This is a genomic window from Solirubrobacter ginsenosidimutans (assembly GCF_027587205.1).
In genome coordinates this window covers 53,159-77,960 of sequence record NZ_JAPDOD010000030.1, presented here as the reverse complement: position 1 = coordinate 77,960, position 24,802 = coordinate 53,159, and the positions used below count along the sequence as shown (strand labels likewise).

18 protein-coding genes are annotated in these 24,802 nt (G+C 71.6%); 12 read left to right on the top strand and 6 right to left on the bottom strand.

What is annotated here, in order from left to right:
- The first annotated feature begins 60 nt into the window (after positions 1-60).
- Positions 61-570, top strand: a complete 510-nt coding sequence (locus tag OM076_RS27615; protein WP_270043342.1) for a hypothetical protein — start codon at positions 61-63, stop codon at positions 568-570.
- Positions 571-612: 42 nt separating this feature from the next.
- On the opposite strand, the gene OM076_RS27610 is transcribed toward OM076_RS27615, so the two are convergent.
- Positions 613-2,511: a M14 family zinc carboxypeptidase gene (locus OM076_RS27610; protein ID WP_270043341.1), complete on the bottom strand. Its 1,899-nt coding sequence runs from the start codon at positions 2,509-2,511 to the stop codon at positions 613-615.
- Positions 2,512-2,746: 235 nt separating this feature from the next.
- Between OM076_RS27610 and OM076_RS27605 the strand changes: the two genes are divergently transcribed.
- The 3 genes from OM076_RS27605 (at position 2,747) to OM076_RS27595 (ending at position 7,486) form a co-directional block, all read left to right on the top strand.
- Entirely contained in the window at positions 2,747-5,101 is a 2,355-nt protein-coding gene (locus tag OM076_RS27605) for an LVIVD repeat-containing protein (protein ID WP_270043340.1), read from the top strand.
- Between the two features lie 168 nt (positions 5,102-5,269).
- The gene (locus tag OM076_RS27600; protein WP_270043339.1) at positions 5,270-6,757 is read left to right on the top strand and encodes an MFS transporter; all 1,488 of its coding nucleotides are present in this window, start codon (positions 5,270-5,272) and stop codon (positions 6,755-6,757) included.
- A gap of 78 nt (positions 6,758-6,835) precedes the next feature.
- Positions 6,836-7,486: a hypothetical protein gene (locus OM076_RS27595; RefSeq protein ID WP_270043338.1), complete on the top strand. Its 651-nt coding sequence runs from the start codon at positions 6,836-6,838 to the stop codon at positions 7,484-7,486.
- Here OM076_RS27595 and OM076_RS27590 read toward each other — a convergent pair whose 3' ends face one another.
- Entirely contained in the window at positions 7,487-8,728 is a 1,242-nt protein-coding gene (locus tag OM076_RS27590; protein ID WP_270043337.1) for a lactate racemase domain-containing protein, read from the bottom strand.
- Between OM076_RS27590 and uxaC the strand changes: the two genes are divergently transcribed.
- Positions 8,727-10,154 carry a glucuronate isomerase gene (gene uxaC / locus OM076_RS27585; RefSeq protein ID WP_270043336.1) on the top strand — a complete coding sequence of 476 codons (1,428 nt, stop codon included), beginning with the start codon at positions 8,727-8,729 and terminating at the stop codon, positions 10,152-10,154. The genes OM076_RS27590 and uxaC overlap by 2 nt on opposite strands.
- The gene (locus OM076_RS27580) at positions 10,154-11,440 is read left to right on the top strand and encodes a mannitol dehydrogenase family protein (protein ID WP_270043335.1); all 1,287 of its coding nucleotides are present in this window, start codon (positions 10,154-10,156) and stop codon (positions 11,438-11,440) included. Before uxaC ends, OM076_RS27580 begins: the two co-directional genes overlap by 1 nt.
- Positions 11,441-11,599: 159 nt before the next feature.
- Here the strand turns inward: OM076_RS27580 and OM076_RS27575 are convergent, their stop codons facing one another.
- Positions 11,600-12,199 carry a TetR/AcrR family transcriptional regulator gene (locus OM076_RS27575; protein ID WP_270043334.1) on the bottom strand — a complete coding sequence of 200 codons (600 nt, stop codon included), beginning with the start codon at positions 12,197-12,199 and terminating at the stop codon, positions 11,600-11,602.
- 70 nt (positions 12,200-12,269) lie between these two features.
- On the opposite strand from OM076_RS27575, the gene OM076_RS27570 reads away from it, so the two are divergent.
- Positions 12,270-14,357, top strand: a complete 2,088-nt coding sequence (locus OM076_RS27570) for an MMPL family transporter (protein WP_270043333.1) — start codon at positions 12,270-12,272, stop codon at positions 14,355-14,357.
- On the opposite strand, the gene OM076_RS27565 is transcribed toward OM076_RS27570, so the two are convergent.
- Positions 14,284-14,985: a DedA family protein gene (locus OM076_RS27565; RefSeq protein WP_270043332.1), complete on the bottom strand. Its 702-nt coding sequence runs from the start codon at positions 14,983-14,985 to the stop codon at positions 14,284-14,286. The two genes, OM076_RS27570 and OM076_RS27565, sit on opposite strands and share 74 nt — an antisense overlap.
- Before the next feature lie 143 nt (positions 14,986-15,128).
- Here OM076_RS27565 and OM076_RS27560 point away from each other — a divergent pair, with 143 nt between their 5' ends.
- The 3 genes from OM076_RS27560 to OM076_RS27550 all read left to right on the top strand — a co-directional run bounded on the left by OM076_RS27560 (position 15,129) and on the right by OM076_RS27550 (position 19,574).
- Positions 15,129-15,914, top strand: a complete 786-nt coding sequence (locus OM076_RS27560; RefSeq protein WP_270043331.1) for an intradiol ring-cleavage dioxygenase — start codon at positions 15,129-15,131, stop codon at positions 15,912-15,914.
- Positions 15,915-16,009: 95 nt separating this feature from the next.
- Positions 16,010-18,022, top strand: a complete 2,013-nt coding sequence (locus OM076_RS27555; RefSeq protein ID WP_270043330.1) for an ATP-dependent metallopeptidase FtsH/Yme1/Tma family protein — start codon at positions 16,010-16,012, stop codon at positions 18,020-18,022.
- A gap of 85 nt (positions 18,023-18,107) precedes the next feature.
- The gene (locus tag OM076_RS27550) at positions 18,108-19,574 is read left to right on the top strand and encodes a DUF2252 domain-containing protein (protein ID WP_270043329.1); all 1,467 of its coding nucleotides are present in this window, start codon (positions 18,108-18,110) and stop codon (positions 19,572-19,574) included.
- A 58-nt stretch (positions 19,575-19,632) separates the two neighbouring features.
- Here the strand turns inward: OM076_RS27550 and OM076_RS27545 are convergent, their stop codons facing one another.
- Positions 19,633-20,913 carry an FAD-dependent oxidoreductase gene (locus OM076_RS27545; protein WP_270043328.1) on the bottom strand — a complete coding sequence of 427 codons (1,281 nt, stop codon included), beginning with the start codon at positions 20,911-20,913 and terminating at the stop codon, positions 19,633-19,635.
- Positions 20,914-21,020: 107 nt separating this feature from the next.
- Positions 21,021-21,959: a LysR family transcriptional regulator gene (locus OM076_RS27540; protein WP_270043327.1), complete on the bottom strand. Its 939-nt coding sequence runs from the start codon at positions 21,957-21,959 to the stop codon at positions 21,021-21,023.
- A 95-nt stretch (positions 21,960-22,054) separates the two neighbouring features.
- On the opposite strand from OM076_RS27540, the gene OM076_RS27535 reads away from it, so the two are divergent.
- Together OM076_RS27535 and OM076_RS27530 are read left to right on the top strand one after the other, a co-directional pair.
- Positions 22,055-23,404 (top strand): FAD-binding oxidoreductase, encoded by a 1,350-nt coding sequence (locus tag OM076_RS27535; protein WP_270043326.1) that lies wholly within the window; start codon positions 22,055-22,057, stop codon positions 23,402-23,404.
- Positions 23,401-24,792, top strand: a complete 1,392-nt coding sequence (locus tag OM076_RS27530) for a hypothetical protein (RefSeq protein ID WP_270043325.1) — start codon at positions 23,401-23,403, stop codon at positions 24,790-24,792. The genes OM076_RS27535 and OM076_RS27530 overlap by 4 nt, the downstream gene beginning before the upstream one ends.
- Positions 24,793-24,802: the final 10 nt, after the last annotated feature.

Genomic DNA, 24,802 nt, shown 5'->3' with positions numbered 1-24,802 from the left:
TCCGGAGGCCAGCGACAGATGCTGCGACTTGGAGGGACAGCTTTTGACGATGATGCGCGGATGAACAGCGCACCCGAGCCCGCCCCGGCGCCGATGTTCCCCCAGCAGCCCCCGCCGAAGAAGCGGAGCACGCTGAAGATCATCCTGATCGTCGTCGCGGCGGTGATCGCGCTGATCGTGGTGTTGATCGTGGCGCTCGCGCTGTTCGTGAACGGGTCGACCAAGGACGCCCAGAAGGTGTCCGATCAGCTCGTCACCGCGGTCCAGACGGGCGACACCACGACGGCGTACGCACTCACCAGCCCGACGTTCCGCGCGGCGACCAAGCAGGCCGACCTCGACGAGCTGGTCAAGCGGCTGTCGACGCTCGTCACCAAGGACAAGGTCTCACCGAGCGGCAAGAGCATCAACGCGAGCACCGACAACGGCAAGATCGCCGTCTTCACCTACACGATGAAGGGCACCAACGGCAAGCCCGTGTACTTCAAGACCCAGATCCGCGACGAGGACGGCTGGAAGGTGATGAACTTCCGCAGCTCCGAGACGGCGCTCACGACCGAGGTGGAGTGAGCGAAGGGCGCCGGCACGGGACCGGCGCCCTTCAGCATCCGACTACGGAGTCGTGGTCGACAGCGTGAACGTCAGCGTCTTGGTGTAGGCGCCGGTGCGCAGCGCGTCGGCGGCGCCGACGTGCTGGCCGAACGTGACGGTGGCGACGTCGTTGGAGACCGGGGTGGACCAGGTCTTCAGCAGCGTCGGCGCGGCGGAGCCGCCGACGTCGGCCAGCGTGCCGCCCGCGCTCGCCTGGAGCGCGCTCGGCAGCGAGAACGTGCCGTTGACGAGGTGGCCGGTCGCCGTGGAGGACGGGTCGGCGACGGACAGGGTGGCGTCGCCGGCGGTCGAGATGACGGTGGCGGTGGTGGACGCGGTGTAGTCCTTCGCCACGCCGGGCGTGAACGCCCCGAAGCTCGCCGGTGCGCCGAGCGTCAGCGCGAGCGTCGCCGCCACGGAGCCGCCGACGTCGCCCGTGGTGCAGGGCGTGACGTTGGCCACGTCGCCCTTGTCGACCAGGACCTTGGTCGTGCCGAGCAGGGTGCCGTTGGCCGCGGTGCAGGTCAGCGTGTAGCTCTCATTGACGAAGCCGTTCGGGCCGGTGTGCTCGCCGTCGGCGTAGTAGGCCGACTGCGGGCGGACCGACGGGTTGGTGTCCCACGTGAACTTGCCGGACGCGGGAACCGTCATCGAGGACTCGAGGTGCGTCGGCACCGCGATCGGCGCCGTCGAGGTGGCCGGCGTCGTGTTCTGCTTGACCGGGGCGGTGTAGAGCGTGAAGTCCTTCGTGATCTTCAGCGTCGCGCCCGGGACCGCGGTGCCGCCGATGACCGAGTGACCGGCGGGGAGCGACGCGTACTCGAGCACCGTCCACCACGCGTCACGGACGGGGTGACCCTCGAACGTGGACGTCTGCGCCGCGGTCGACGTCGGGCCGGCATGGCCGGTCCAGTCGGCGGTGGTGCAGTTGAGGTAGTTCGGGAGCGCCTGCGGGCAGCCGCTGACCGGACCGATGAGCTCCTGCGTGAAGCCGAAACCGCGGGTGGCGTAGTAGGACCAGTCGTTCGTCTCGCCGCTGGTCTCGTAGTCGTGCGCGGAGTCGCGGGTGTTCGTGTAGCCGTTGTTGGTCGCCGCCAGCATCGCCTGGGCGAGCGCCTTGTAGCCCGTGTTGAGCTCGGGCGTGTCACCCGCGTTGAGGTCGAACGGCGGGTAGAAGATCGCGCGCTCGTTCGTGTGCGCGGTGATGAGCGCGGTCACCTGGTGGGAGGCGATGATGCTCATCGTGTTCTTGACCTCGGGCTCCGAGCCCGGGCCGGAGCCACGCTGGGCGAACGACACGCCGATGTTCGAGCCCCAGCCCAACGGATAGTTGCGGTTCATGTCGACGCCCTGGGACGTCGACGTCGGGCAGGTCAGCGGCGGCGTGAGCGGGGTCGCGGAGTCGCAGTTCGCGCGCCGCGGCGAAGGCGTGTGCGCGTAGCCGTCCGGATTCACCAGCGGCACGATGATCACCCGCACGTGGTCGAGCAGCGCGCTGACCTTCGGGTTGACCTTGGCCTGGTTCACGATGTCGATCGCGAACTCCATGCTGTCCTCGGCGGCCGCGGACTCGTTGCCGTGGATCGCGCCCTGGACGTAGTCGACGGGCTTGCCGTCGGCGACGTTGACGTTGTTCGTGATCTCCACGTAGTGGACGTCACGGCCCTCGATCGACTTGTTCGGCGCGAGCTTGTAGGCGACCAGCGACGGGTTGGCCGTCGCGAGCGCCTGCATGTCGTTGTTGTAGTCGTCGTACGTGCGGTAGACCTGACGGTTATCCGGCATCGCCGTCAGCGGCGGCAGCCCGAGATTGTGAAACGCCGTGACCGCGGCGTCGACCGTCGGGTCCGCGGCGGCTACCGCCGGCAGACCAGCACCCATCGCCACGCCCGCGGCGACGGCGACCAACAGCTTCTTCATCCTTGACCCTCTTCTTGATGAGGCATTGGTGGACTCCCCCGAGCCACAGCATCCGGCGGCTCGAACCTAACCACCGAGGGGCGGGTGGGCAACTCGTGAGAGTTTTCCGACACGCGTCAGCCGAACGGACGATGATCCCTCGACGATTGCCGAATGACGCTCGCGTGAGTGCCCTGAAAGGCTCACTGGTCAGCGTCCCGCTGGGTCTGGGTGATCGAAGGAGGGGGAAGAAACCGTGCGAGTCCATGCTCGTCTGCTGGGCGTTTTGGCCGCGGCCACGCTGTTCGCCGTACCGGGCCTGGCTCGTGCCGCTGAGTTGCCGCGAGGGCCGGTGACCGCGCAGACGGTCGCCGCCGCGCAGGCGGAGGCGACGCAGGCCGCGACCGCGTCCACCGACGCCGCGCGCGCCGCGGCCGAGAGTCTCGTGGCGCTCGACGCCGCCAAGGCCGCGGCGACCGCCGCCGCGGCGGCCGCGGCAGCGACCCCGACGCCGGAGAACACGACCGCCGCCGCCGCCGCGTCTGCCGCGCAGGCCACCGCGCAGCAGAACTACGACGCGAAGGTCGCGGCGGCGACTGCGGCAAAGACCGCCGCGGACGCGGCGAAGGACAACGCCGACCGTGAAGCGGCCTCATTCGCCCGCCTCACCGGTGGCGTCGCGACCGAGGGCACGACGGAGATTCCCGAGGTCGAGCCGCAGCCGGACAACTACCTGCACAGCGACAACGTGTCGCTGGTCGGCCACGTCCGCGGCCTCTGGAGCACGACCGCGCAACAGCGCTCGTGCGGGGCGATCAACCCGCTTCGCTGCCCCGCCTACTCGTCGCTGAACTTCCTGCACTACGACGCCCTCGGCTACGACGTGATGGTCGCCAACGGCACCTCCGGTCTGGCGCTGTGGTCGCTGAAGGACCCGGCGAAGCCGAAGTGGATCGGCCAGGTCACGCTGCAGGACCTCAAGACCGGCACCAAGCCGGACCCCGCCGACCCGACCAAGAGCGTGCCGATCATCCCCGACGCGGCGAGCATGACGCAGTTCTGGGAGGGCGAGAACATGACGGTCGACAACCGGCGCAAGCTCGTCTTCATGACGCGCGACACCGGCCAGAAGGGCCAGATCATCATCGACGTCCAGGACCCCTGGCACCCGAAGCTGATCAACTTCTCCAAGAACTACCTCGGGCACACGTCGACCTGCCTCAACGACTGCCGGTTCATGTGGTCCGTCGGGCTCACGCAGGGCGCGCCGTCGCCCGCCAAGTTCTCGCCCGTCGCCGTGACCGACATGCGCGACCCGATGCACCCGTATGTCTACCCGACGATCTTCGGCGCCGACGTGATGCGCACCAACACCAACGCCGGCGGCTACGGGACGCACTCGGTCGACGTCGACTTCGACGGCGTCGCGTGGGTGTCCGCCCAGAACGGCGTGCGCGGGTTCTGGACCGAGGGCCTGCACAAGGATCCGAAGACCGGCACCGAGCGCTACGCCACGCCGTTTGACCCGATCTCCTACGCGGGCGGCCGGATCGGCGGCGGCAGCGACAGCCAGTTCATGCACAACGCCTACCACCTGCCGACGGCGCTCGCCGATCGCCCGGCGGGAGACATCCTGCTCGTCACCAACGAGAACAACACCACCGACTGCACGCGCGCGGGCGTGTTCATCATCGCCTCGCTGGCGGGCAGCTACGACGCGACCGACAACCCGACCGCGGCGACGCGCCTGACCCGCCTCGCCGCCTACAGCACAGCCGGCAAGCCGGGTGAGTTCCACGGCACCGTCGGCACCACGACGGTCGGCGACTGCTCGGCCCACTGGTTCACGGTCAAGGGCAACATCGTCGCGCTCGGCAATTACGAGCAGGGCACCCGCTTCGTCGACATCTCCGACCCGCGCAACCCGCAGCAGGTCGGCTGGTTCCGCGTCCCCGCGCGGGCCGCGGTGGCCGGCGGCCCGCCCGAGATCATCTCCAGCGACACCGCCGCCGCCTACTGGCACGGCAAGTACGTCTACGTCGCCGACTACCAGCGCGGCATCGACATCATCAAGCTCGACGACTCCGCCAACCGCGGCAAGATCCTCCCGACCGCGTGCTGGAACTCGTGCGCGCGCGACACGCAGGTCGTGGACCCGATGACGACCAGCACCGCCGGCGGCGCGGGCGCGGCCGTCCCGGCGACGCTCGCTCTGACCCTGGGTACGCCCGCCGCCTTCAGCGCGTTCACGCCGGGCGTCGCGAAGGACTACGCGTCCTCGATGACGGCCACCGTGATCTCGACCGCGGGTGACGGCACGCTGTCGGTCGCCGACCCGTCCACGGCCGGCACGGGCCACCTCGTCAACGGCGCGTTCTCGCTCCCGTCGGCGCTGCAGGCCAAGGCGTCCTCCGCGGCGGGCGTGGGCTCGGCCGCGTTCGCGAACGTCGGCGGGTCCACCGCTCCGACGGCGCTGCTGACCTACTCGGGTCCGACGTCCAACGACGCGGTCACGATCGGGTTCTCGCAGCACATCAACGCGAATGACGCCCTGCGCACGGGCGTCTACAGCAAGACGCTCACCTTCACGCTCTCGACCACGACGCCGTAGATCCGACCACGGGGCGCCGGCATGCCCGGCGCCCCACAACCGGGGGTCAGGGTGTCGGTGCCGCGTCATCCGCACCGGGTGATGCGCGGCGTTGCCGCCGCGGCAATCGTGCCTCCTAGTTCAAGAGGAGGTGCGCGTGACCGAGCCCGACGACGTGATCAAGGACTGATGGCCGCCCGCGAGGACCGCAAGGCGGGCGGCGGCGTCCTGTTCGCCGCCTGTGTGTCGGCGCTGGTGGTGAACGCGAACACGTCGGCGGTGACGATCCTGCTGCCGTCGATCAGCCAGGACGTGGACGCGCCGATCGCCCAGTTGCAATGGGCGGTCACCGGCTACTCGCTCGTCGGCGCCGCCGTGATCGTGACCTCGGGCGCGCTGGGCGACGTGCTCGGCCGCCGGAAGGTGTTCATCGCGGGACTCGGGCTGTTCATCGCGTCGTGTGCGTTGATCGCGCTCTCGACGGGCGCCGCCGGGGTGGTCGGCGGCCGGATGATCCAAGGCGCGTCCGGCGCCACGATCCTCGCCTGCGGCATGAGCCTGCTGTCCGTCGCCTCGTCGGGGCCGTCGCAGATGAAGGCGGTGACGTTGTGGGGCGCGGCGTCGGCCGCGGGCGGGGCGCTCGGGCCGCTGGTCGGCGGCGTGCTCGTCGACACGACGGGCTGGCAGGGTCTGTTCTGGATCGACGCGGCGATCGCGGCCTTCTGCGTCCCGGTGACCCTGCGCACCGTCCAGGAGTCGCGCGATCCGAACCGCTCGCGCTCGATCGACTGGGCCGGGACGGTGCTCGTCGCGCTCGTGCTCGCCCCCGTGGTGCTCGCGCTCAGCAAGGGCAACGACTGGGGCTGGGCGTCGGTCGCCACGCTGGGGTGCTTCGCGGTCGCGATCGTCTCGCTGTACCTGTTCGTCAGGGTCGAGCGGCGGGTGAGCGCGCCGCTCGTCGACCTCGACCTCCTGCGCAACCGGATCCTGGTCGGCGCCACGCTGGCGATCCTGCTCGTCGCGGGCAGCATCAACGCGCTGATGTACGTCCTCAGCCTGTATTTCCAGGACCCCAACGGGTTCGGGATGAGCGCGTTCGAGGCCGGCTTGGCGACGCTCCCCGCCGCCGCGGCGATGATCGCCATCACGCCGGCGATCACGCCGCTGGCCGGCAAGATCGGCGGCGGCCGGGCGGTCGGGCTCGGGTTCGCGCTGGCGACGCTCGGTTTCGCCGTGCTGGCGTTCGTCACCGCGTCGTGGACCTACGCGGCGTTCGTCGCTCCGCTGCTGGTGCTCTCGGTCGGTCTCGGGCTCGCGAACGGGCCCGCCTCGTCGGGCTCGACGGCCGCCGTGTCCGCCGACCAGGTCGGCTCCGCCGCGGGGATCTCGAACATGGCGCGCTACGTCGGCGCCGCCGTGGCGGTGGCCGCGATCGCGATGATCAACAACGCGGTCACGAACAACCACAAGGCGGCCGGCGAGTCCGCCTCGGACTCGCTCGCCGCGGGCCTGGGGAGCTGCGCGCTGACGATGGCGATCTGGTCGGCGGCCGGGGTGCTGCTCATCCGCCTGCTGCGACGCCACCACGCGACGGGCACGCCGGCCGTCGAGCGGGCGGCCGCGGCGGCCGCGAGCGCGCACACGATCCCGATCGAGCCTGCACCCGCTCACGCATGAGAACGCGAAAGGAACCCCATGCCAGCTGCTGACCCCCGTCAGGCCATCGCCTGCCAGGCGATCGACTGAGGACCCGCCATGTCGACGGACACACCGAAGCAGCACCGCAACACCTGGCTCTGGGCCTGCGCCGTATTGGGGCTGGTCGCCGCGGGCCTGCTGGTCTGGGCGCTGTTGTTGAACGCGGACCTCAACGACACGCAGGACGACCTCAGCGGGGCCCAGAAGGAACTGGCGAGCGCCCAGCAGCAGCCGACACCGCAACCCACCGCCACCGAGGAGCCCACGGCGCTGCCGACCGAGACTCCGACGCCCACCGCGGAGGAGGACCAGGGCAACCCCGGAGCGCTGGTAGCGGCGGGGGCGCTGGTCACCGGCTTGGCGCGGGAGCTCGGTGCGACGCAGGAGGACGTCGCCGCGACGGAGCAGGAGCTCGAGGACACGCAGAAGCAGGCCGACACGGCAGAGAAGGAGGCGGCGGACGCCAAGCAGAAGGCCGATGACGCGACCGATGACGCCGAGAAGGCCAACGCGCAGGTCGACCAGGCCAACGCGGAGCGCGACGCCGCGAAGGCCAAGGCGAAGATCGCCGCCGACTGCGCGAAGGCCTACCTCTCCGCGTTCGGCGGACTGTTGCGGAGCGGCAACATCAGCGAGCAGGCGCCGGCGGTGCGCAAGGATCTCGAGGGCATCACGGCGGAGTGCAAGGCGGCCTTCGCGGGGGCGTAGTCAACGCAAGCGATAGAGGACCTCGCCGGCCTGCGGCACGACCAGCGTGCCGGGGTCGGCCGCCCAGCCTTCGGGGTCGACCTGCGCGGGGTCGAGGTAGTCGAGGTTGATGGCGCGGACCTGCTCCTCGGGGATCCCGGTGGCGAGGGTGACGGTGACGCGCAGGCGCTCGCCGTCGACCGGGTCGTAGGTGCCCGCGCCCCGCAGGTGCGTGGAGTGGGCGAGATCCCCCCACGGCGTGTCCTTGAAGCGATCCCACTGCTTGACGAAGTAGTCGCGGCAGTGGTAGCCGATCTCGGCGATGTGCGGGTGCATCGCGCTCACCTCGCGGATGTGCGGCGCGTAGATGACGACCTGGCCGCCGTCGGCGACGATCGGCTCGACCTTGTAGAAGCCCTTGGCGCCGGTCCACATGTCCGCGTACTTGTCCGGGATCAGCGAGAGCACGCGCCGCACCGGGGCATCGAGGTAGCGGATGTGGGTCTCGGCGGCGACGTCGGCGGCCGCCGCCCAGGCCGAACGTGGGTCCCCGAACGCGGCCGCGTGCAGCTTGCCGGAGCCGGACTGCACCACCAGACAGAGCGCGAACCGGTCGCCGGGCAGCAGCGAGGCGGCCTCGTCGATCAGGGCGCGCACGGGCGTGACGCCGCGCGTGCCGATCAGCTCCGCGCTGGTGATCAGCGCGCCGAGCCAGTGCGAGACGTCGATCAGCTCCTGGCCCGACACTCCCGGGAACAGGTACTTGTTGCCGCCGGAGAACCCGACGACCTCGTGCGGGAAGACCGGCCCGACGATCAGCGTGACGTCGTGCTCGACGACGGCGCGGTTGATGCGGACCTCGACGCCCTGCTCGAGCATGCCGCGCGAGAGCGCTTTGATCCGCTGCGCGCCGATGCGCCCCACGCTCACGAACGTGTCCGGATTCCACCACTCATGGTTGCGCGCCGAGATGCCGGGGCCGACGTGCGCGGCCAGCGCCGGCTCGTCCATCGCGGCGTGCGTCCCGAGGGCGACGAGCACGGTGAGGCGGGTGACGCGGCCGCGCAGCGCGCCGTCGACCGCCGACAGCAGGAGGGGGAGCGGGCAGCTGCGGGTGCCGTCGGGCACGATCACGCAGACGCTGCGCCCGTCGAGCGGCACGGCCGCGAGCTGATCGCGCACGAACCTGTGGACCTGCTCGTCGTCGAGCACGACGCCGGGTCCGCCGATCCGCGCCGCTTCCGGAGTCACCGTGCGTGTCATGGCCGCCTTGCTGCACTCTACGGGTATGGCGCTGCACCCCGATCGTCTTCTGCCCGCCGAGCCCGGAGTCCGGGCGATCGCGCGCGAGCTGTACGGCGCTGTGCGTGAGCTGCCGGTGATCTCACCGCATGGGCACGTGGACCCGCGGCTGCTGCTCGACGACCAGCCGTTCGGCGACCCGGCGACGCTGCTGGTGACGCCGGACCACTACGTGACGCGACTGCTGCATGCGTCCGGCGTGGGGCTCGACTCGCTCGGGGTCGCGCAAGGGCCGCTGCCGGAGGGCGAATCGCGCGCGGTGTGGCGGCGGATGTGCGCGCACTGGGACGTCTTTCGCGGCACTCCCGTCCGGTACTGGCTCGAGCATGAGCTGGTGGAGATCTTCGGTGTCACACGCCGGCCGTCGGCGGCGTCGGCCGATGCGCTCTATGACGAGCTGACCGCTCGCCTGGCCGAGCCGGCGTTCCGCCCGCGAGCGCTCTATGACCGGTTCCGGATCGCGGTCCTGGCCACGACCGACGATCCGTGCGACGACCTCGCCGCGCACGCCGGGCTGGCCGCCGACCCGAGCTGGTCGGGCCGCGTGATCCCGACCTTCCGGCCCGATCGCTACCTCGAGCCGGCGGGCCCGGACTGGCCGGACCTGATGGCCCGGCTCGCGCAGGTGTCCGGCATCGACACCGCGGACTACTCGGGGTTCGTGGCCGCCATCGAGGCGCGCCGGCGGCACTTCATCGCCCATGGCGCGACGTCGGCCGACCACAGCCACGAGGACGTCCGCACCGACCCGCTCGAGCCGGCCGCGGCGGACCGCATCTTCCGCGCCGCCCTCGCCGGCACGGCAACGCGGAACGAGGCGACGGCGCTCCGCCGGCACATGCTGCTCGAGATGGCCCGGATGTCGTGCGAGGACGGCCTCGTGATGACGCTGCACCCAGGCGTGCGCCGCGGCCACCACGGCCCGACGGCGGCGCGCTTCGGCCCCGACGTCGGCGCGGACATCCCGATCCGGATCGAGTTCACCGATGCGCTGCGCCCGCTGCTGGAGCGCTACGGCACGCATCCCGGGTTCCACCTCGTCCTGTTCACGCTCGACGAGACGGTGTTCTCGCGCGAGCTCGCGCCGCTGGCCGGCTTCTACCCCTCGCTCTACGTGGGGGCGCCGTGGTGGTTCCTCGACGCGCCCGAGGCGATCCGGCGCTACCGCCGCGCGATCACCGAGACCGTGGGCTTCTCGCGCACCTCGGGCTTCATCGACGACACCCGCGCGTTCTGCTCGATCCCCGCGCGCCACGACATGTCCCGCCGCCTCGACGCCGGGTGGGTGGCCGAGCTCGTGGCGCAGCATCTGCTCGACGCCGACGAGGCGGGTGAGGTGATGGCCGATCTGGTCAGCGGCCGCCCGACGGAGGTGTTCAAGCTGTGATGGCGCGCAGCGGGGCCGCGCCGCCGGTGCGCCTGGTGCACCTCGGCCTCGGCAACTTCTTCCGCGCGCACCAGGCGTGGTACACCGACCGCGCCGGCGACGGCTGGGGGATCGCGGCGTTCAGCGGCCGCAGCGCCGAGCTCGCCGGCGCACTCAGCGCGCAGGACGGGCTCTACACGCTCGTGACGCGGGCGCGCGACGGAGACCGCCTCGACGTGATCTCGAGCCTCGCGCGCGCCTACCCCGCCGCGCGCCACGATGCGTGGCTCGCGACCGTGGCTTCGCCCGACGTGCGCGCCATGACGATCACGATCACCGAGGCCGGATACCTGCGCGGCGCTCATGCCGAGCTGCAGGCGGATGCCCAAGCGCTGCGGGCCGACCCCACCGCTCCCGTACGGACGGCGCCGGCCCGGATCCTGGCGGGGCTCGCCGCGCGCCGGCGCGCGGACGCGGGGCCGTTCACGATCATCCCGTGCGACAACCTGCCCGAGAACGGCGCCGTGGTCGCGCGGGTCGTCGCCGACCTCGCGGACCGGGTCGATCCGGGCCTGCGCGAGTGGCTCGAGGCGTCGGTCACGACGGTCACGACGATGGTCGACCGGATCACGCCGCGCACGACCCCCGAGGACACGGTCGCGGGTGACCGCTGCCCCGTGATCACCGAGCCGTTCAGCGAGTGGGTGCTCAGCGGCCGCTTCGCGGGCGGGCGCCCGCGCTGGGAGGACGCCGGCGCGCTGTTCACGGACGACATCGCGCCGTTCGAGGAGCGCAAGCTGTGGCTGCTCAACGGCGGTCACTCGCTGCTGGCGTACGCCGGGTCGGCGCGCGGGCACGAGACGGTCGCCGACAGCGTGGCCGACGAGACGTGCCGCACGTGGTTGGAGACGTGGTGGGCGGAGGCGTCGGCGCATCTGACACTGCCCGCGGACGACCTCGCGCGCTATCGCGAGGCGTTGCTCGAGCGCTTCGCGAACCCGCGCATGCGGCATCTGCTCGCCCAGATCGCCGCCGACGGCTCGCAGAAGCTGCCGATCCGGATCCTGCCGGTACTGCGGGCCGAGCGGTCGGCCGGGCGCATGCCGGCAGGCGCCGTGCGCGCGCTCGCCGCGTGGATCGGCCACCTGCGCGGCGCGGGTGCGCCGGTCGTCGACCCTCGCGCCGAGGAGTTGGTCGCACTCGCCGCCGGCCCGCTGCCTGAGGCGGTCCGGCGCATCCTCGAGGCCCTCGATCCCGCCCTCGCCGGGGACGACGAGCTGGTGGCGAGCGTGCGCGACTCCGTCTGAGACCGGCTCCCTCGGCCGTCCGGACCTCGAGCACGCGAACCTCGCGCAGCTCCAGGCGCTCCGGTTCGCTCGCGACGCGAGCGTCGAGTTTCTCGCGCTCTGCTCACGAAAGTCGACGCTCGCTCACCATCCCACGGGTGAGAACGTGCTTTCTGTTCTCTAGGCCTCGGCGACGGCCGCCAGGCCCGCCTCGACGTACGCGATCGTGACATCGAGGATGTGATCGATCTCCGCGGGGGAGAGGGCCTGCCCGCGTTGTGACATCTGTGCCGCGGCCGTCTGCTCGACGACGTTGAGGCCGCCCATCAGCGACGCGGCGGTCAGTCGCGCGGCGAGTTGCTGTTCCTCGCCGAGCTCGGCCTCGAAGGCCGCGGCGATGACGTCTTCGAGCGCGCCGATGAGCTGCAGTCGCCGCGCGGCGACGGTGGGCGCCTCGTGGCGCAGGCGCTCCTGCAGGAGCATCTCGGGCTCGAGCCATCCGCTGAGCTCGGTCAGCCACGCCCGGACGGCGTCGAGGGTGGACTGGCCGCCGTCGCGCAAGCGCGCCGCCAGTGCCTCGGTGGCCACCGCCGCGTCGCCGAAGACGATCTCCTCCTTGGTGGCGAAGTAGGTGAAGACGGTTGCGCGGGAGACCCCGGCGGCCTCGGCGATGTCATCGACCGTGGTGCCGCCGAACCCGCGCTCGTCGAACAGCCGCATGCCCGCGTCGCGGATGGCGATGCGGGTCGCTGCCTTCTTTCGCTCGCGCAGGCCGGGCATGGGCAAAGCATACCGCGTCCAATAACAAACTCAGTTTGATTTTAGACTGAGTCTGTGTATTCTCCGGTGCATGACCTCCCCGCTCTCCCGTCTCGCGCTGCTGGTCGGGCGCCGCCCGCGAGCCGCAACGCTCACCGTCATCGCCGTGCTGGTCGCGCTGCTGGCCGGCGCGGTCCTGGCCGGCGGCTCGTTCAAGGACGACTTCACCGTCCCGGGCATCGAGTCCCAGAAGGCGCAGGACACGCTCGAGCAGCGCTTCCCCGCGCAGTCGGGCACCCAGGCCACGCTGGTCTTCACCGGCAAGGCCCTCGACCGCTCCGGCGGCAAGCAACGGATCGGCACCGTGCTCGCCACGATCGGCCGCCAGCCCCACGTCGTCGCGGTCGAAGATCCGTTCAAGACCCCGGACCGCCTCGCGAAGGACGGCCGGACCGCGTACGCGACCGTCAGCTACGACCAGACCGCGACCGACCTCGATTCCAAGGCACGTGAGCGGCTCGAGCAGGCGACGGCCGGACTTCCCAAGGCGGGGATCGCCGTCGCGATGTCCGGCGAGCCGATCGACGGCGCCGCGACCGGTGGGTTCCCCATCGGTGAGGTGATCGGGCTCGTGATCGCCGTCCTGCTCATGCTTGCGGTGCTGCGCAACCTGCGCGCCACGCGCAATGCCCTGGGTGCCGCGTTCGCCGGCATCGGGTTCGGCTTCGCCGCGCTGATGTGGGCCGCGGCCGCCACCGAGGTGCCCGGGCTCGCGCCCACGCTCGCGGGGATGCTCGGCCTTGGTGCCGGCATCGACTACGCACTGCTCATGGCCGCGCGCCAGCAGGAGGAGCTCCGCGCAGGCCGCAGCCCGATCGAGGCGGCGCAGCGGACCAACGCCACCGCCGGCCATTCCGCCCTGACGGCCGCGAGCATCGTGCTGGTCTCGATCTCAGGCCTGCTCGTCACCGGCATCCCGTTCGTGGGTCGTGCCGGTGTCGCCGCCGGCCTCGTCGTGCTGGCCTGCGCGATCGTGTGCGTCGTGCTGCTGCCGGCGCGCTTCGCCAAGGCCGGCGAGAAGCTGCTGCCGCGCAAGGAGCGCAAGGCGAACGCACCGGCCACGCCGACCCGGAGTTCGCGCGCTCCGTGGGCGACCAAGCGGCCGGTGCTCGCGCTACTCGCCGCCGGCGCGGTGACGGTCGCGCTCGCCGCGCCCGCGGCCGGCCTCGAGCTGGGCCAGCCGGACGATCGCAACCTCACGCCCGACACCACCCAGCGCCAGGCCTATGACCGTCTTGCCGAGGGCTTCGGCCCCGGCGTCAACGGGCCGCTCGTCGTCGCCGTCACGTCGCCGGACCGCAAAGCCCTCGACCGGCTCACGAAGGAGATCGCCTCCGACCCCGAGGTCGCCGACGTCAGCAAGCCCACGCTCAACCCCGCGCGTGACACCGCGGTGATCACCGTCACACCGAAGCACGGCCCGCAGGACGCCCAGACCCGCGCGCTCGTCGACCGGCTGCGCACCGAGGCCATCCCCGCCGCGGGCGTGACCGCGTACATCGGCGGTCGCACCGCCCGCTTCGGCGACGAGGCCGAGAAGATCGCCTCGCGGATCCCGCTGTTCGCGGGCGCCGTGGTCGGCCTGTCACTGCTGCTGCTCCTCGCCGCGTTCCGGTCGTGGCGGATCTCGGTGCTCTCCGCGGTGTTCAATCTCGCCTCGATCGCGGCTGCCTACGGCGTCGTGACGCTCGCGTTCCAGACCGCGACGGGTGCCTCGCTGCTCGGTGTCGAGCAGCAGCCGGTCGTGCCCTACGTGCCGCTGTTCATGTTCGCGATCCTGTTCGGGCTCTCCACGGACTACAACGTGTTCCTGCTCTCGCGGGTCCGCGAGGAGTGGGACCGGCACGCCGGCCACCGCGAGGCGATCGCGGCGGCATCGGCGGGCACGCGCAAGATCATCACCGCGGCCGGAGGGATCATGATCGCCGTCTTCCTCGGCTTCGCCACCGATCCCGACCCGGTGATCAAGATGACCGGCATCGGCCTCGCCACCGCCGTGCTCGTCGACGTCACGCTCGTGCGCCTGTTGATGGCGCCCGCCGCGCTCACGCTGCTGGGCGATCGCCTGTGGCCGCGCCGCCGGGCCGCGGCGCCGCGGCCGGTGCTGGCGGCCGACTGACGCGCGACCGGATCACGAACGCCGCGATCACCACCACGATCGCGGCGGACGTGATGCGCGTCGCAGTCTGCCCCGCGCTGGCGAAGGAGTCCGCGAGCGCGTAGCCGATCACCGTGAACGTGGCGGTCCAGACCAGCGCGCTCGCGGCGCTGACCGGCAACAGGCGGCGCACCGGCAGGCCGGCGCTGCCCACGACGAACGACATCACCGAGCGCAGGAACCCCGTGAAGCGCCCGAGGAACAACGCCTTGCGGCCGTGACGCGCGAAGAAGCCGTCGACCCGGGCCAACCGCTCGGGGCCGAGGCGCAACCGCCGGCCGTGGCGCTCGATGAACGGGCGTCCGAGCCGGCGGCCCAGCAGCACCCCGACCACGTCGCCGGCCACCGCGGCCCCCCACGCCAGGACGATCAAGGCGACCAGCGAGGCATCGCCTCGCGCGGCCGCGACGCCACTGAGCATCAGCACCAGCTCGCCGTGGATGAAGAACCCCAGCAGGACCGTGGTCTCGAGAAACACGAAGGCCACCACGACGAGATGAATCCAGACGCCGAGCGGCGCCGCCGCGTCAGCGATCGCGTCGGCGACGTTCGGCGGCCTCACCGCACCGATCGCGATCGCGAGCAACAAGCCGACGCCAACGCTCGCGACGCCTCGGCGGATCCAGCGACTGAGCGACACCCGGCCACGGTACCCCCAACCGTCGCGCACAGCCAGCCGTCTCTCCGCCAATCCCCAGCCGGCTCCCAGCATCCGGGGCGACGATGCCCTGCATGGGACACGACACCACAGACCATGCACACGGCGACGGGCTTCACGAGGATCTCGTCAGACTCGCGTCGCGCCGTGACGCGCTGCGGATCTTCGGCGTCAGCGGCGCCGCCGCCATCCTCACGACCCTCGGTGCATCGCGGGCGCTGGCGGCGTCGCCCACGGCAGAGGTGCCGACCGAGACCGCCGGGCCGTACCCGGGCGATGGCTCCAACGGTCCCGATGTGCTCGACGACTCCGGCATCGTGCGCCACGACATCCGGCGCAGCATCGGCAGCAGCCGGACGCTCGCCAAGGGCGTCCCGCTGCGGGTCAATCTGACCGTCACCGACGCCTCCGCCGGCTACGCGCCGATGGCCGGCGCCGCTGTCTACCTGTGGCACTGCGACCGCTCCGGCAGGTACTCGATGTACTCCTCGGGAGTCGAGGATGAGAACTACCTGCGCGGGATCGCCAGGACCGACAGCAGCGGCACCGCTTGGTTCAAGACGATCTTCCCGGGGTGCTACTCCGGGCGCTGGCCGCACATCCACTTCGAGGTCTACGCGTCGGTCGCCAAGGCCGTCGCGAGCGGGCCGATCGTCAAGACCTCGCAGATCGCGTTGCCGAAGGCGATCTGCAGCAAGGTGTACGCCACGAGCGGGTACTCCGCCAGCGTCGGCAACCTCGCGAGGACCTCGCTGTCGACCGACAACGTCTTCAGCGACGACCGGGCGATTCACCAGTTGGCGACCGTGACCGGGAGCGTCAGCAAGGGCTACGTGGCGAACCTCACGGTCGGCGTGTGAGGCTAAAGCCGCGGCGCAGAGTGGCCGATGGGCCCAGGGTCAGGACCCATCCGATCCGATCAGGGACCTCCTCCATGTCCTCGAACCCGCGCCAGTTGCCCTCTGCCGTTCTCCGGTCCGTCGTCACGACGGCGATGATCGTCCTCGGCTTCATGGCGCCGTGGACGTTGCTGCCCGCCAACGCTCACGCGGCGGGCACGACCGCCAGCGCGCAGGCCGTCAAGGCCGCGGGCGGCGACAGCGCGGATGAGTTCTCCTACTCGGACCTGCGCGCGGCGATCGCCGACAAGGCGGTCAAGTCGGCGACGCTGTCGCCCGCGAGCTTCGAGGCCGAGGTCGTCCTCAAGGACGGCTCGAAGCGCAAGGTCGGCTACCCGCCGACCGATGAGGCGCTCGCCGACGAGCTCTCCGCCGCGGGCGCCAAGGTCAAGATCGACACCGGCTTCGCGACCGCCCGCTCGCAGTTTCCGTGGGGCGCGCTGATGATGCTCGGCGGCATCGGCGCGATGATCGCCGCGATGTTCTTCCTGCAGCGCAAGCACGCCAAGGCCGCGCGCGCCGGGCAGGACATGCAGTCAAAGAACGCGCAGAAGGAGGGTGAGCTCCCTTCGGTCCGGTTCTCTGACATCGCCGGCTGTGACGAGGCCGTCCAGGAGGCCTCCGAGCTCGTCGACTTCCTCAAGGCTCCGCTGGAGTACCGGCGGCTGGGGGCCAAGATGCCGTCCGGGCTCATGCTCTACGGACCTCCCGGCACCGGCAAGACGCTGCTCGCGAAGGCGGTCGCCGGTGAGGCGGGAGCCGCCTTCTACGCGATGTCCGGCTCGGACTTCGTCGAGATGTTCGTCGGCGTCGGCGCCGCCCGCGTCCGTGACGTCTTCGCGAAGGCCCGCCTGAACACGCCCGCGATCATCTTCATCGACGAGGTCGATGCCGTCGGCGCCAAGCGCGGCGGCGGCAGCGGTGGGGGAGGCGGCCACCGCGAGGCCGACCAGACCCTCAACCAGCTCCTGGTCGAGATGGACGGCTTCGGCGGCAACGAACGGCTCCTGGTCATCGCCGCGACCAACCGCCTGGACACGCTCGATCCGGCGCTGCTGCGTCCTGGTCGCTTCTCGCGTCACGTGCACGTCGGCCCGCCGTCCGAGGACGGCCGCTTGAGCATCCTCAACGTGCACGCCAAGGGCAAGCCGCTCGCCGAGGACGTCGACCTGCCGCAGCTGGCGAAGGTCACCGCCGGCTCGAGCGGCGCCGAGCTCGCCGAGATGCTCAACGAGGGCGCGATCATGGCCGCTCGCGGCAAGCGCCCGGAGATCACCCACGAGGACCTCTTCGAGGGCTTCCTGCGCGTCGTCGCCGGTCCGCGCAAGGCGTCCGCGATGCTGGCCGCCGGCGAACGCGAAGCCGTCGCGTATCACGAAGCGGGTCACGTCCTGTGCGCCGAGCTCTGCCCGAGCGTCGACAAGACCCTTCACGCCACGATCAACCCGCGCGGGCAGGCGGCGGGGTTCGCCGTCGTCGGTCGCTCCGACCGCGCGTTGCACACCGCGCAGCACATCCACGAGCAGCTGATCTACATCCTCGGCGGACGCGCCGCCGAGCACGTCATCTACGGGACGGTGTCCTCCGGCGCCGCCAACGACCTCGAGAAGGCCAACACGATCGCCCGCGCCGCCGTCGAGCAGTACGGCCTGTCGCCCGCCGTGGGGCAGATCGTCAACTCGCAGTCCGGGTTCGCCGAGCAGACGAAGGCGACGATCGACGCAGAGATCCGCCGGATCGTCGAAGACGCCTACCGTGACGCGATCGCCATGGTCCAGGAGCACCGCGAGCAGCTGGAGCGCCTCACCCAGGCGCTGCTGCGCGCCGGTGACATCGACCACCTGGAGATCGCCGCGGCCATGGAGGGCTCCACGCCCGCCGCCCGCCGCCCGAATCTCCAGCCGCTCCCCGATCCCGAGCCGGAGTTCGTCGCCGACCTCGACGACGCACCGGGCGACGCACCCGAACGACGCCTATGGCTGCCGGGTCGCTCGACCGCGGGGCAGGCGATCGCCGCGTTCCGCAGCGAACGCGACGATTCCCACCGAGGGCCGGCGGCCCGCGCCTAGCGCCCGTCCGGTCAGCCCGCGATCAGCGGCACATCGCCCACAAGGGGTGATGCGCGAACCCATCGCGCGGGTGTGCAATCGCATCATGACCATCGCTTCGCGGACCGTGGAAGGCCAGGGACACGTCGTCAGGCGGCGAGCGGCGCGCAGCGCGCGCGTCGAGCATCTGAGCAAGACCGAGCGAGCGGCGCGGGGAAAGGCCGCGCGGGCCGAGGTCCCGCGGTCGTCGCTTGCCGGCTGGGAGCCGCCCAGCGACCGGCGCGACCCGGTCGGCGTGCTCGAGGAACAGGCACTCACGCGTGTGCCGGAGCTGATCCCGATCCGCCACGGCAGGATGATCGTCTCGGCGTTCACGTTCTATCGCGGCGCGGCCGCGATCATGGCCGCGGATCTGTCCGGCCGCCCGCGGACGAGCCTGCACGCCCAGCTCTGCGGCGACGCGCACCTGTCCAACTTCGGCGCGTTCGCCGCGCCGGACCGGCGCCTGATCTTCAGCGTCAATGACTTCGACGAGACGCTCCCCGGCCCGTTCGAATGGGACGTCGAGCGTCTGGTCGCGAGCATCGCCGTCGCGGGCCGCGACCGCGGCTTCGACCTCACGCAGCGCGAGCAGTGCAATCTCGCCGCGGCGCGCGCCTATCGCCGGGCGATGCGAGAGTTCGCGCAGTCGCGGACGCTCGACCTCTGGTACGCGCGCCTCGACGTCGACGAGCTGGCGCAACGCTGGTCCGCCGCAGGCAACGCGAAACAGCGCAAGCGGTTCGAACGCAACATCGCGAAGGCGCGCTCGAAGGACAGTCAGCGCGCCTGGAGCCGGCTGACGCGTGTCGACGAGGATGGGCGGCCGCGGATCATCAGCGAGCCGCCGCTGATCGTGCCGATCGAGGAGCTGCTCGGGCCGGAGGCGAGCGCCGAGCTCGCGCACACGGTGCGGACGGTGATCCGCTCGTATCGCCGCACGCTGCCGAGCGATCGCCGCCACCTGCTCGAGCGCTTCCGCTACGCCGACGCCGCGCGCAAGGTCGTCGGCGTGGGCAGCGTCGGCACGCGGGCCTGGATCGTGCTGATGCTCGGTGTCGACGACGGCGATCCGCTGTTCCTGCAGTTCAAGGAGGCCCAGCCCTCGGTGCTCGAGCCGTACCTCACCCGCAGCGATTTCGCCAACCATGGCCAGCGCGTGGTCGAGGGCCAGCGGCTGATGCAGTCGGCCAGCGACATCATGCTCGGCTGGTTCCGCACGGCGGGCATCGACGGGGCCGAGCGCGACTTCTACATCCGGCAGCTGTGGGACGGCAAGGGTTCCGCGCTGGTCGACTTGATGGAGCCGAACGTGCTCGCGACCTACGCGGAGATCTGCGGCTGGACGCTCGCGCGCGCCCACGCCCGTTCCGGCGACGCGGTGGCGATCGCGTCCTACCTCGGCGGCGGCGACGGCTTCGACCGCGCGATGGCGTCGTTCGCGGAGGCCTACGCCGACCAGAACGAGCGCGACTACGCGGCGTTCCAGACGGCGGTCGCCGACGGGCGCCTGCAGGCCGAGATGGGTCTCTGAGCCGCGGTTAGACCGCCCTCACCGGCCGAGGGCGGGCTCCGCCGGCGTTCGCCGGCCGTCACGGTGTCCCGTGTGACGAGCGGGCTTGGACGGCACGCATCTCGCGCCCGAGCGAGGCGATCGCCGGATCGTCGATCCGGTAGCGCCGGCGTAGATCGAACAGGTACTGCGCCTCGGCACCCGCCATCGCGCGCACCTCGCGCCGGATCACGAGGCCTTCGCCGTCCGGCGGCGCGGCCGTCGCAGAGGTCGGCGCGAAGCCGTGCTCGGCCAGCCAGCGCGGGAGGTACTCGCCGGCGACCTTGCCCTGCGGCCACCACAGCGGCGCGCTCTGGCCGGCGCCGGTCGGACGCAGGCGACGCGAGCGGGTGCCACCGACCAGCAGCCGGCCCTGGACCACGGCCTCACCCGGGTCCGGCGGGGCCGCGACGCCGGCCAGGCGGGCGATCCCCGCGACGGCGACGCGCGCCTGGTGCGTGGCGAGCCCGCCGAACTTCAGTGGGGCGTCGACACCGTCGCCGGCCGCCCACGTGCGCTGCGCGTCGCGGACACGGCCGTCTTCGCCGACGAGCACGAAGCCCTCCTCGTCCGCGGCCAGGCCCTCGATCGCCGGGCCGAGCAGCCGCGGCACCGCGAACACGCGCTCCACGTCGAGCCGTTCCCCGCTCGGCGCCAATTGCAGCCCGCCGTTCGCACGCTGGGCGACCGCGCCGGTGATCAACCGCACGCCGGCGCGCTTGAGCTCGTCGGCGACCGCCGCCCCCGCCTCGGGGCCGAAGAGCGACAACGGGGCGCGTTCCGGTGTCACGACGGTGATCTGCACGTCGTCGTGGCCGAGGGCGTACGCCTCCCCGGCGGTCATGATCGCGAGCTCATAGGCGGGCAGCGGCCACACCGCGCCCGGCGGCACGACGATCGCCAGACGCTTGCTATAGCCCTCGTCGATGTCGCGCAGCAAGCCGCCGTAGATCTCCGGATCGCCCTCCGGCCACCATGTCACCGCGCCCTCCACGCCGGCCACGGCACGCGCTCCGGTCGCGACCAGCAGGGCGTCGAAGCCGCGTGAGCCGCCGCCGCGCAGTCGCACCTGGCGCGCGCCGTCGTCCACCGCGACGAGCGCGTCGGCGACCAGATCCGCGCCGGCATCGGCGGCGATGTCGGCCAGTTGGACGTGTCGCGCCATGCCGGCCCCGAACGGCTCCGCCACGGCCATCGGCCGGTACACGAAGTCGGGATCCGGAGCGAGCAGCGTCAGCCGCACGCGCGTGCCGGCCACTTCGCGCAGCCCGAGCAGCGCCTCCACGCCCGCGACGCCGCCGCCTGCGATCAAGACGTCCATCGAATCACCCCAGGTGTCCCACGTTGCCTTCGTCCGCGCGAACCACTCTGGCGCTCGCGAACCGCCTGCGCCTCACCCGATCTGCATGAAACGCCGGAGCCCGCGGGTCACGCACCCGCCTGTGGTTCGGGCATGGGCAGCCGCGCCTGGGCGGCCTCGGCGAGATAGCGGACCATGCGCGCCCCGGCGGGAACCCGGCGCCCGCGCAGCCACGTCGCATAGAGGGCGCGGTGCGGGTTGGCGTCGCGAATCGGGCGCACGGTGATATCGCCCCGCGGCTCTGACATCGTCAGCTCCGACAGCACCCCGACGCTGAGCCCGGCGGAGATCATCGCCCGTGCCACGGTCACGTCCTGGACCTTGTGGATCCGCGGCGCGATCCCGGCCTGCGACCACAGCTGCTCGAGCATGGCCCGATAGGACAGCGTGAAGTCGCTCACGGGAGGCGCGATGAAGCGCTCGCCGGCGAGGTCGGCCAGCGAGACCTGCCGGTGGCGGCCGAGCCGGTGGCGTGCGGGGAGGACGATCCAGTAGGGGTCGTTGGCCAGGTGGAGCTCGTCCATCCCGTCTTCCTGCTTGACGCCGGGGACGCCCGGGATCCGCCACACCACGGCGACGTCGAGGTCCCCGGAGCGGAGCTTGCGCAGCGCGGCGGGCTCCTCGAGCTGCTCGACCTCCAGCTCGACCCCGGGATGGGCCCGCTCGAAGCGGGCGACGGCCGTGGGGAGGAACGTGTTGCACACGGAGAGGAAGGCGCCCACCTTGAGGGTCCCGCCCTCGAGTCCGGCGATCGCGCGGAGGTCGTCCTCGGCGGCGCTGACCTGGCCGAGGATGATCTCGGCGTGGCGGCGCAGCCGGGCTCCGGCGTCGGTGACGCTGACCGGGCGCGTCCCGCGGTTGATCAGCGTCAGGCCGAGCTGCCGCTCGAGCGCCGCGACGTGGTGCGAGACGACGGACTGCGCGTAGCCGAGCTCAAGACCGGCGGCCGAGAACGAGCCGTGCACGGCGACGGCGTGGAACGCTCGCAGGCGACGCAGGTCGTCCATCGACAAACGCGATACTAGTTCAAGGAGTATGTGTTGCGTCGATTGCCTGCTCCGGCGATTTTGGTTCCTCCAACGAGCAACCGAGGAACACCGAATTGGCAATCGCCACACACCTCATCGACGCCTTCGCGGGCGCGGTTCTCGCGCCTGGCGACGGCGGCTGGGACGCCGCCCGGCAGGCGTTCAACACCGACATCGACCAGCGGCCGGCGGCGATCGCCATGCCGACCGACGCGCTGGACGTCGCGGACGCCCTGCGGTTCGCCGCGCGCCACGGCCTGCGGGTGGCGCCGCAGCGGACCGGCCACAACGCCGGGCCGCTCGGAGACCTGCGGGACGTCCTGCTGCTCAAGACGGACGCGCTCGGCGGCGTCGAGATCGACGTGGGCGCGCGCCGGGTGCGCGTGGGCGCGGCGACGAGGTGGGAGCAGGTGACACCGCGGCTGTCCGAGCTGGGGCTGGCCGCGCTGCACGGATCCTCCCCGGACGTGGGCATCGTGGGCTACTCGCTCGGCGGCGGGATCGGCTGGCTGGCGCGCAAGCACGGCATGCAGACCAACGCGGTGACCGCGATCGAGCTCATCACCGCCGACGGACGCTTCGTCCGTGCCGACCGTGAGCATGAGCCCGACCTGTTCTGGGCCCTGCGCGGCGGCGGCGGCAACTTCGGCGTCGTGACCGCGCTCGAGTTCGAGGTCTTCCCGGTGCGCGAGCTGTACGCGGGCGCGCTGTTCTTCGAGGTCGAGCAGACCGCCGACGTCCTGCACGCGTGGACCGAGCTGCTGCCGCACCTGCCCGAGGAGATCACCTCGTGGGCCAACGTCCTGCACTTCCCACCGCTGCCGGAGCTCCCCGCCGCGATCCGCGGGCGTTCGTTCGCGATCGTGATGGCCGCATTCCTGGGCTCGGAAGCCGACGGGCGCGAGCTGCTGCGTCCGCTGCGCCGGCTGCGCCCGCTGATCGACACGTTCGCCATGCAGGCGCCGGCCGGCCTCGGCGACCTCGCGATGGACCCGCGAGAGCCGCTGCCCTTCCGCAGCGCGCACGCGCTGATCGATGCGCTGCCGGCCGCCGCGATCGACGACGTGGCCCGGATCTCCGGCCCGGGCTCGTCGCTCGCGCTGGTGCAGCTGCGCCACATGGGCGGCGCCCTCAGCCGCCGGGACCCGGACGCGGGCGCACGGGCGACGCTCCCCGGCGAGATCTGCGTGTTCGGCCTCGGGGTCGTCCCGGAGGCGAGCGCGGAGCCGGCCGTCCTGTCCGATCTGGCGGCGCTCTCGGCCGCGGTCGCTCCGCGGCGCGTGGGCGACTACCCGAACTTCGTCGAGCAGCCCGTGGAGGTGAGCGGCTTCTTCGATCCTGGCACCTGGGAGCGCCTGCGCCGCGTGAAGGCGCTCTACGACCCGCAGGACCTCTTCAAGGCCAACCACCACATCCCGGCATGAGACGACGACACATCACGGCGGCACTCGCGGTCGCGCTCTCCCTCGTCGCCGCCGCGCCCGCGGCCGCCGACTCCATCTCCTATCTGCGCGACGGCAACATCTGGCTCACGACGCCGGACGGCGCGCGCCAGTTCCAGGTGACATCGACCGGCATCTACTCGTACGCCTCGCAGGCCGACGACGGCACCTTCATCGCGCTCACCGGCGAGCGGCTGCACCGGCTCTCGCGCGACGGCAAGGTGCTCGCCGACTTCGACACCCCGGTCAGCGACGGGCCGAAGAAGGGACCCAACGAGAACTACTTCATGGGCCCGTACGAGCCCGAGATCTCCCCCGACGGCCAGCTCGTCTCCTACAGCTACGCGTGGCATCACGAGCGCTACGACTACGACTGCAAGTGCGTCCGGTTCGGCACCGACTCCGGTACCGCGATCAGCTACCCGGACCGCCAGACCGCGTGGGAGGAGTTCGGGGGGCCGTTGACCGGCTGGATGTTCGGCTCCTGGATGTCGAACGACACGCTCCTGCGCAGCTACGCCGGGCGGGCGTTCGCCGAGGAGGCGGTCGTCAACCGGATCGGGCCGGGCAAGGGCGACGACGACATGATCCGCTGGCTCGACTCGACCTTCGACATGGACGAGGTCTACCAATTCCGTGACGGCGAGATCACGCGCAAGGGCGACAAGGCGGCGTTCGTGAGCTACGACGTCGCACACCACGGCGAGCCCTACCGGACCGGCTTCAACCGCGTCCGCGTCTATCGCCTGGGCGGCGCTCCGCCAGCCCGGCCGGAAAGCTGCTTCTACTTCGACGGGCCGGACACCGCGGACCTGATGAGCTCACCTTCGTTCTCCCCGGACGGGAGCATGCTGGCGATGCAGTTCGGCGGCGCGATCTCGATCGCCGACATCCCGGACCTGTCGAGCGGCTGCCAGTCGCCGACCTTCTTCAAGGACCTGATCGCCGGCGCCCAGCCCGACTGGGGCCCGGCGGACGTGCCGCTGCCGGTGGGCCCGGTGACGGAGCCGCCGAAGAGCGCGCCCGGCACTGCCACGGACGCGGCGAAGCGACCGGCGATCGGGCTGACGCTGCCCAAGCGCATCAAGCTCCGGACGGCGCTCCGCGAAGGCATCGCCGTCACCGTCAACAGCGGCGCCGCGGGCAGGGTGACGGCGACCGCCAAGCTCAAGCGCTCGAAGCTCGGCTCCGGCGCCGCCAAGGTCGGCGCGCGCGGCAAGGCCAAGGTGCGCATCCGCTTCACCCCGAAGGCAGCGCGCCTGCTGCACGAGCGCAGGTCGGCCCGCCTGACGCTCGCCCTCCGCTTCACACCTGCGGGAGGTGGTCCGTCCGTCACGCGGTCCGTCTCACTGACCTTGAAGGGACATTGAGTCACGCGGC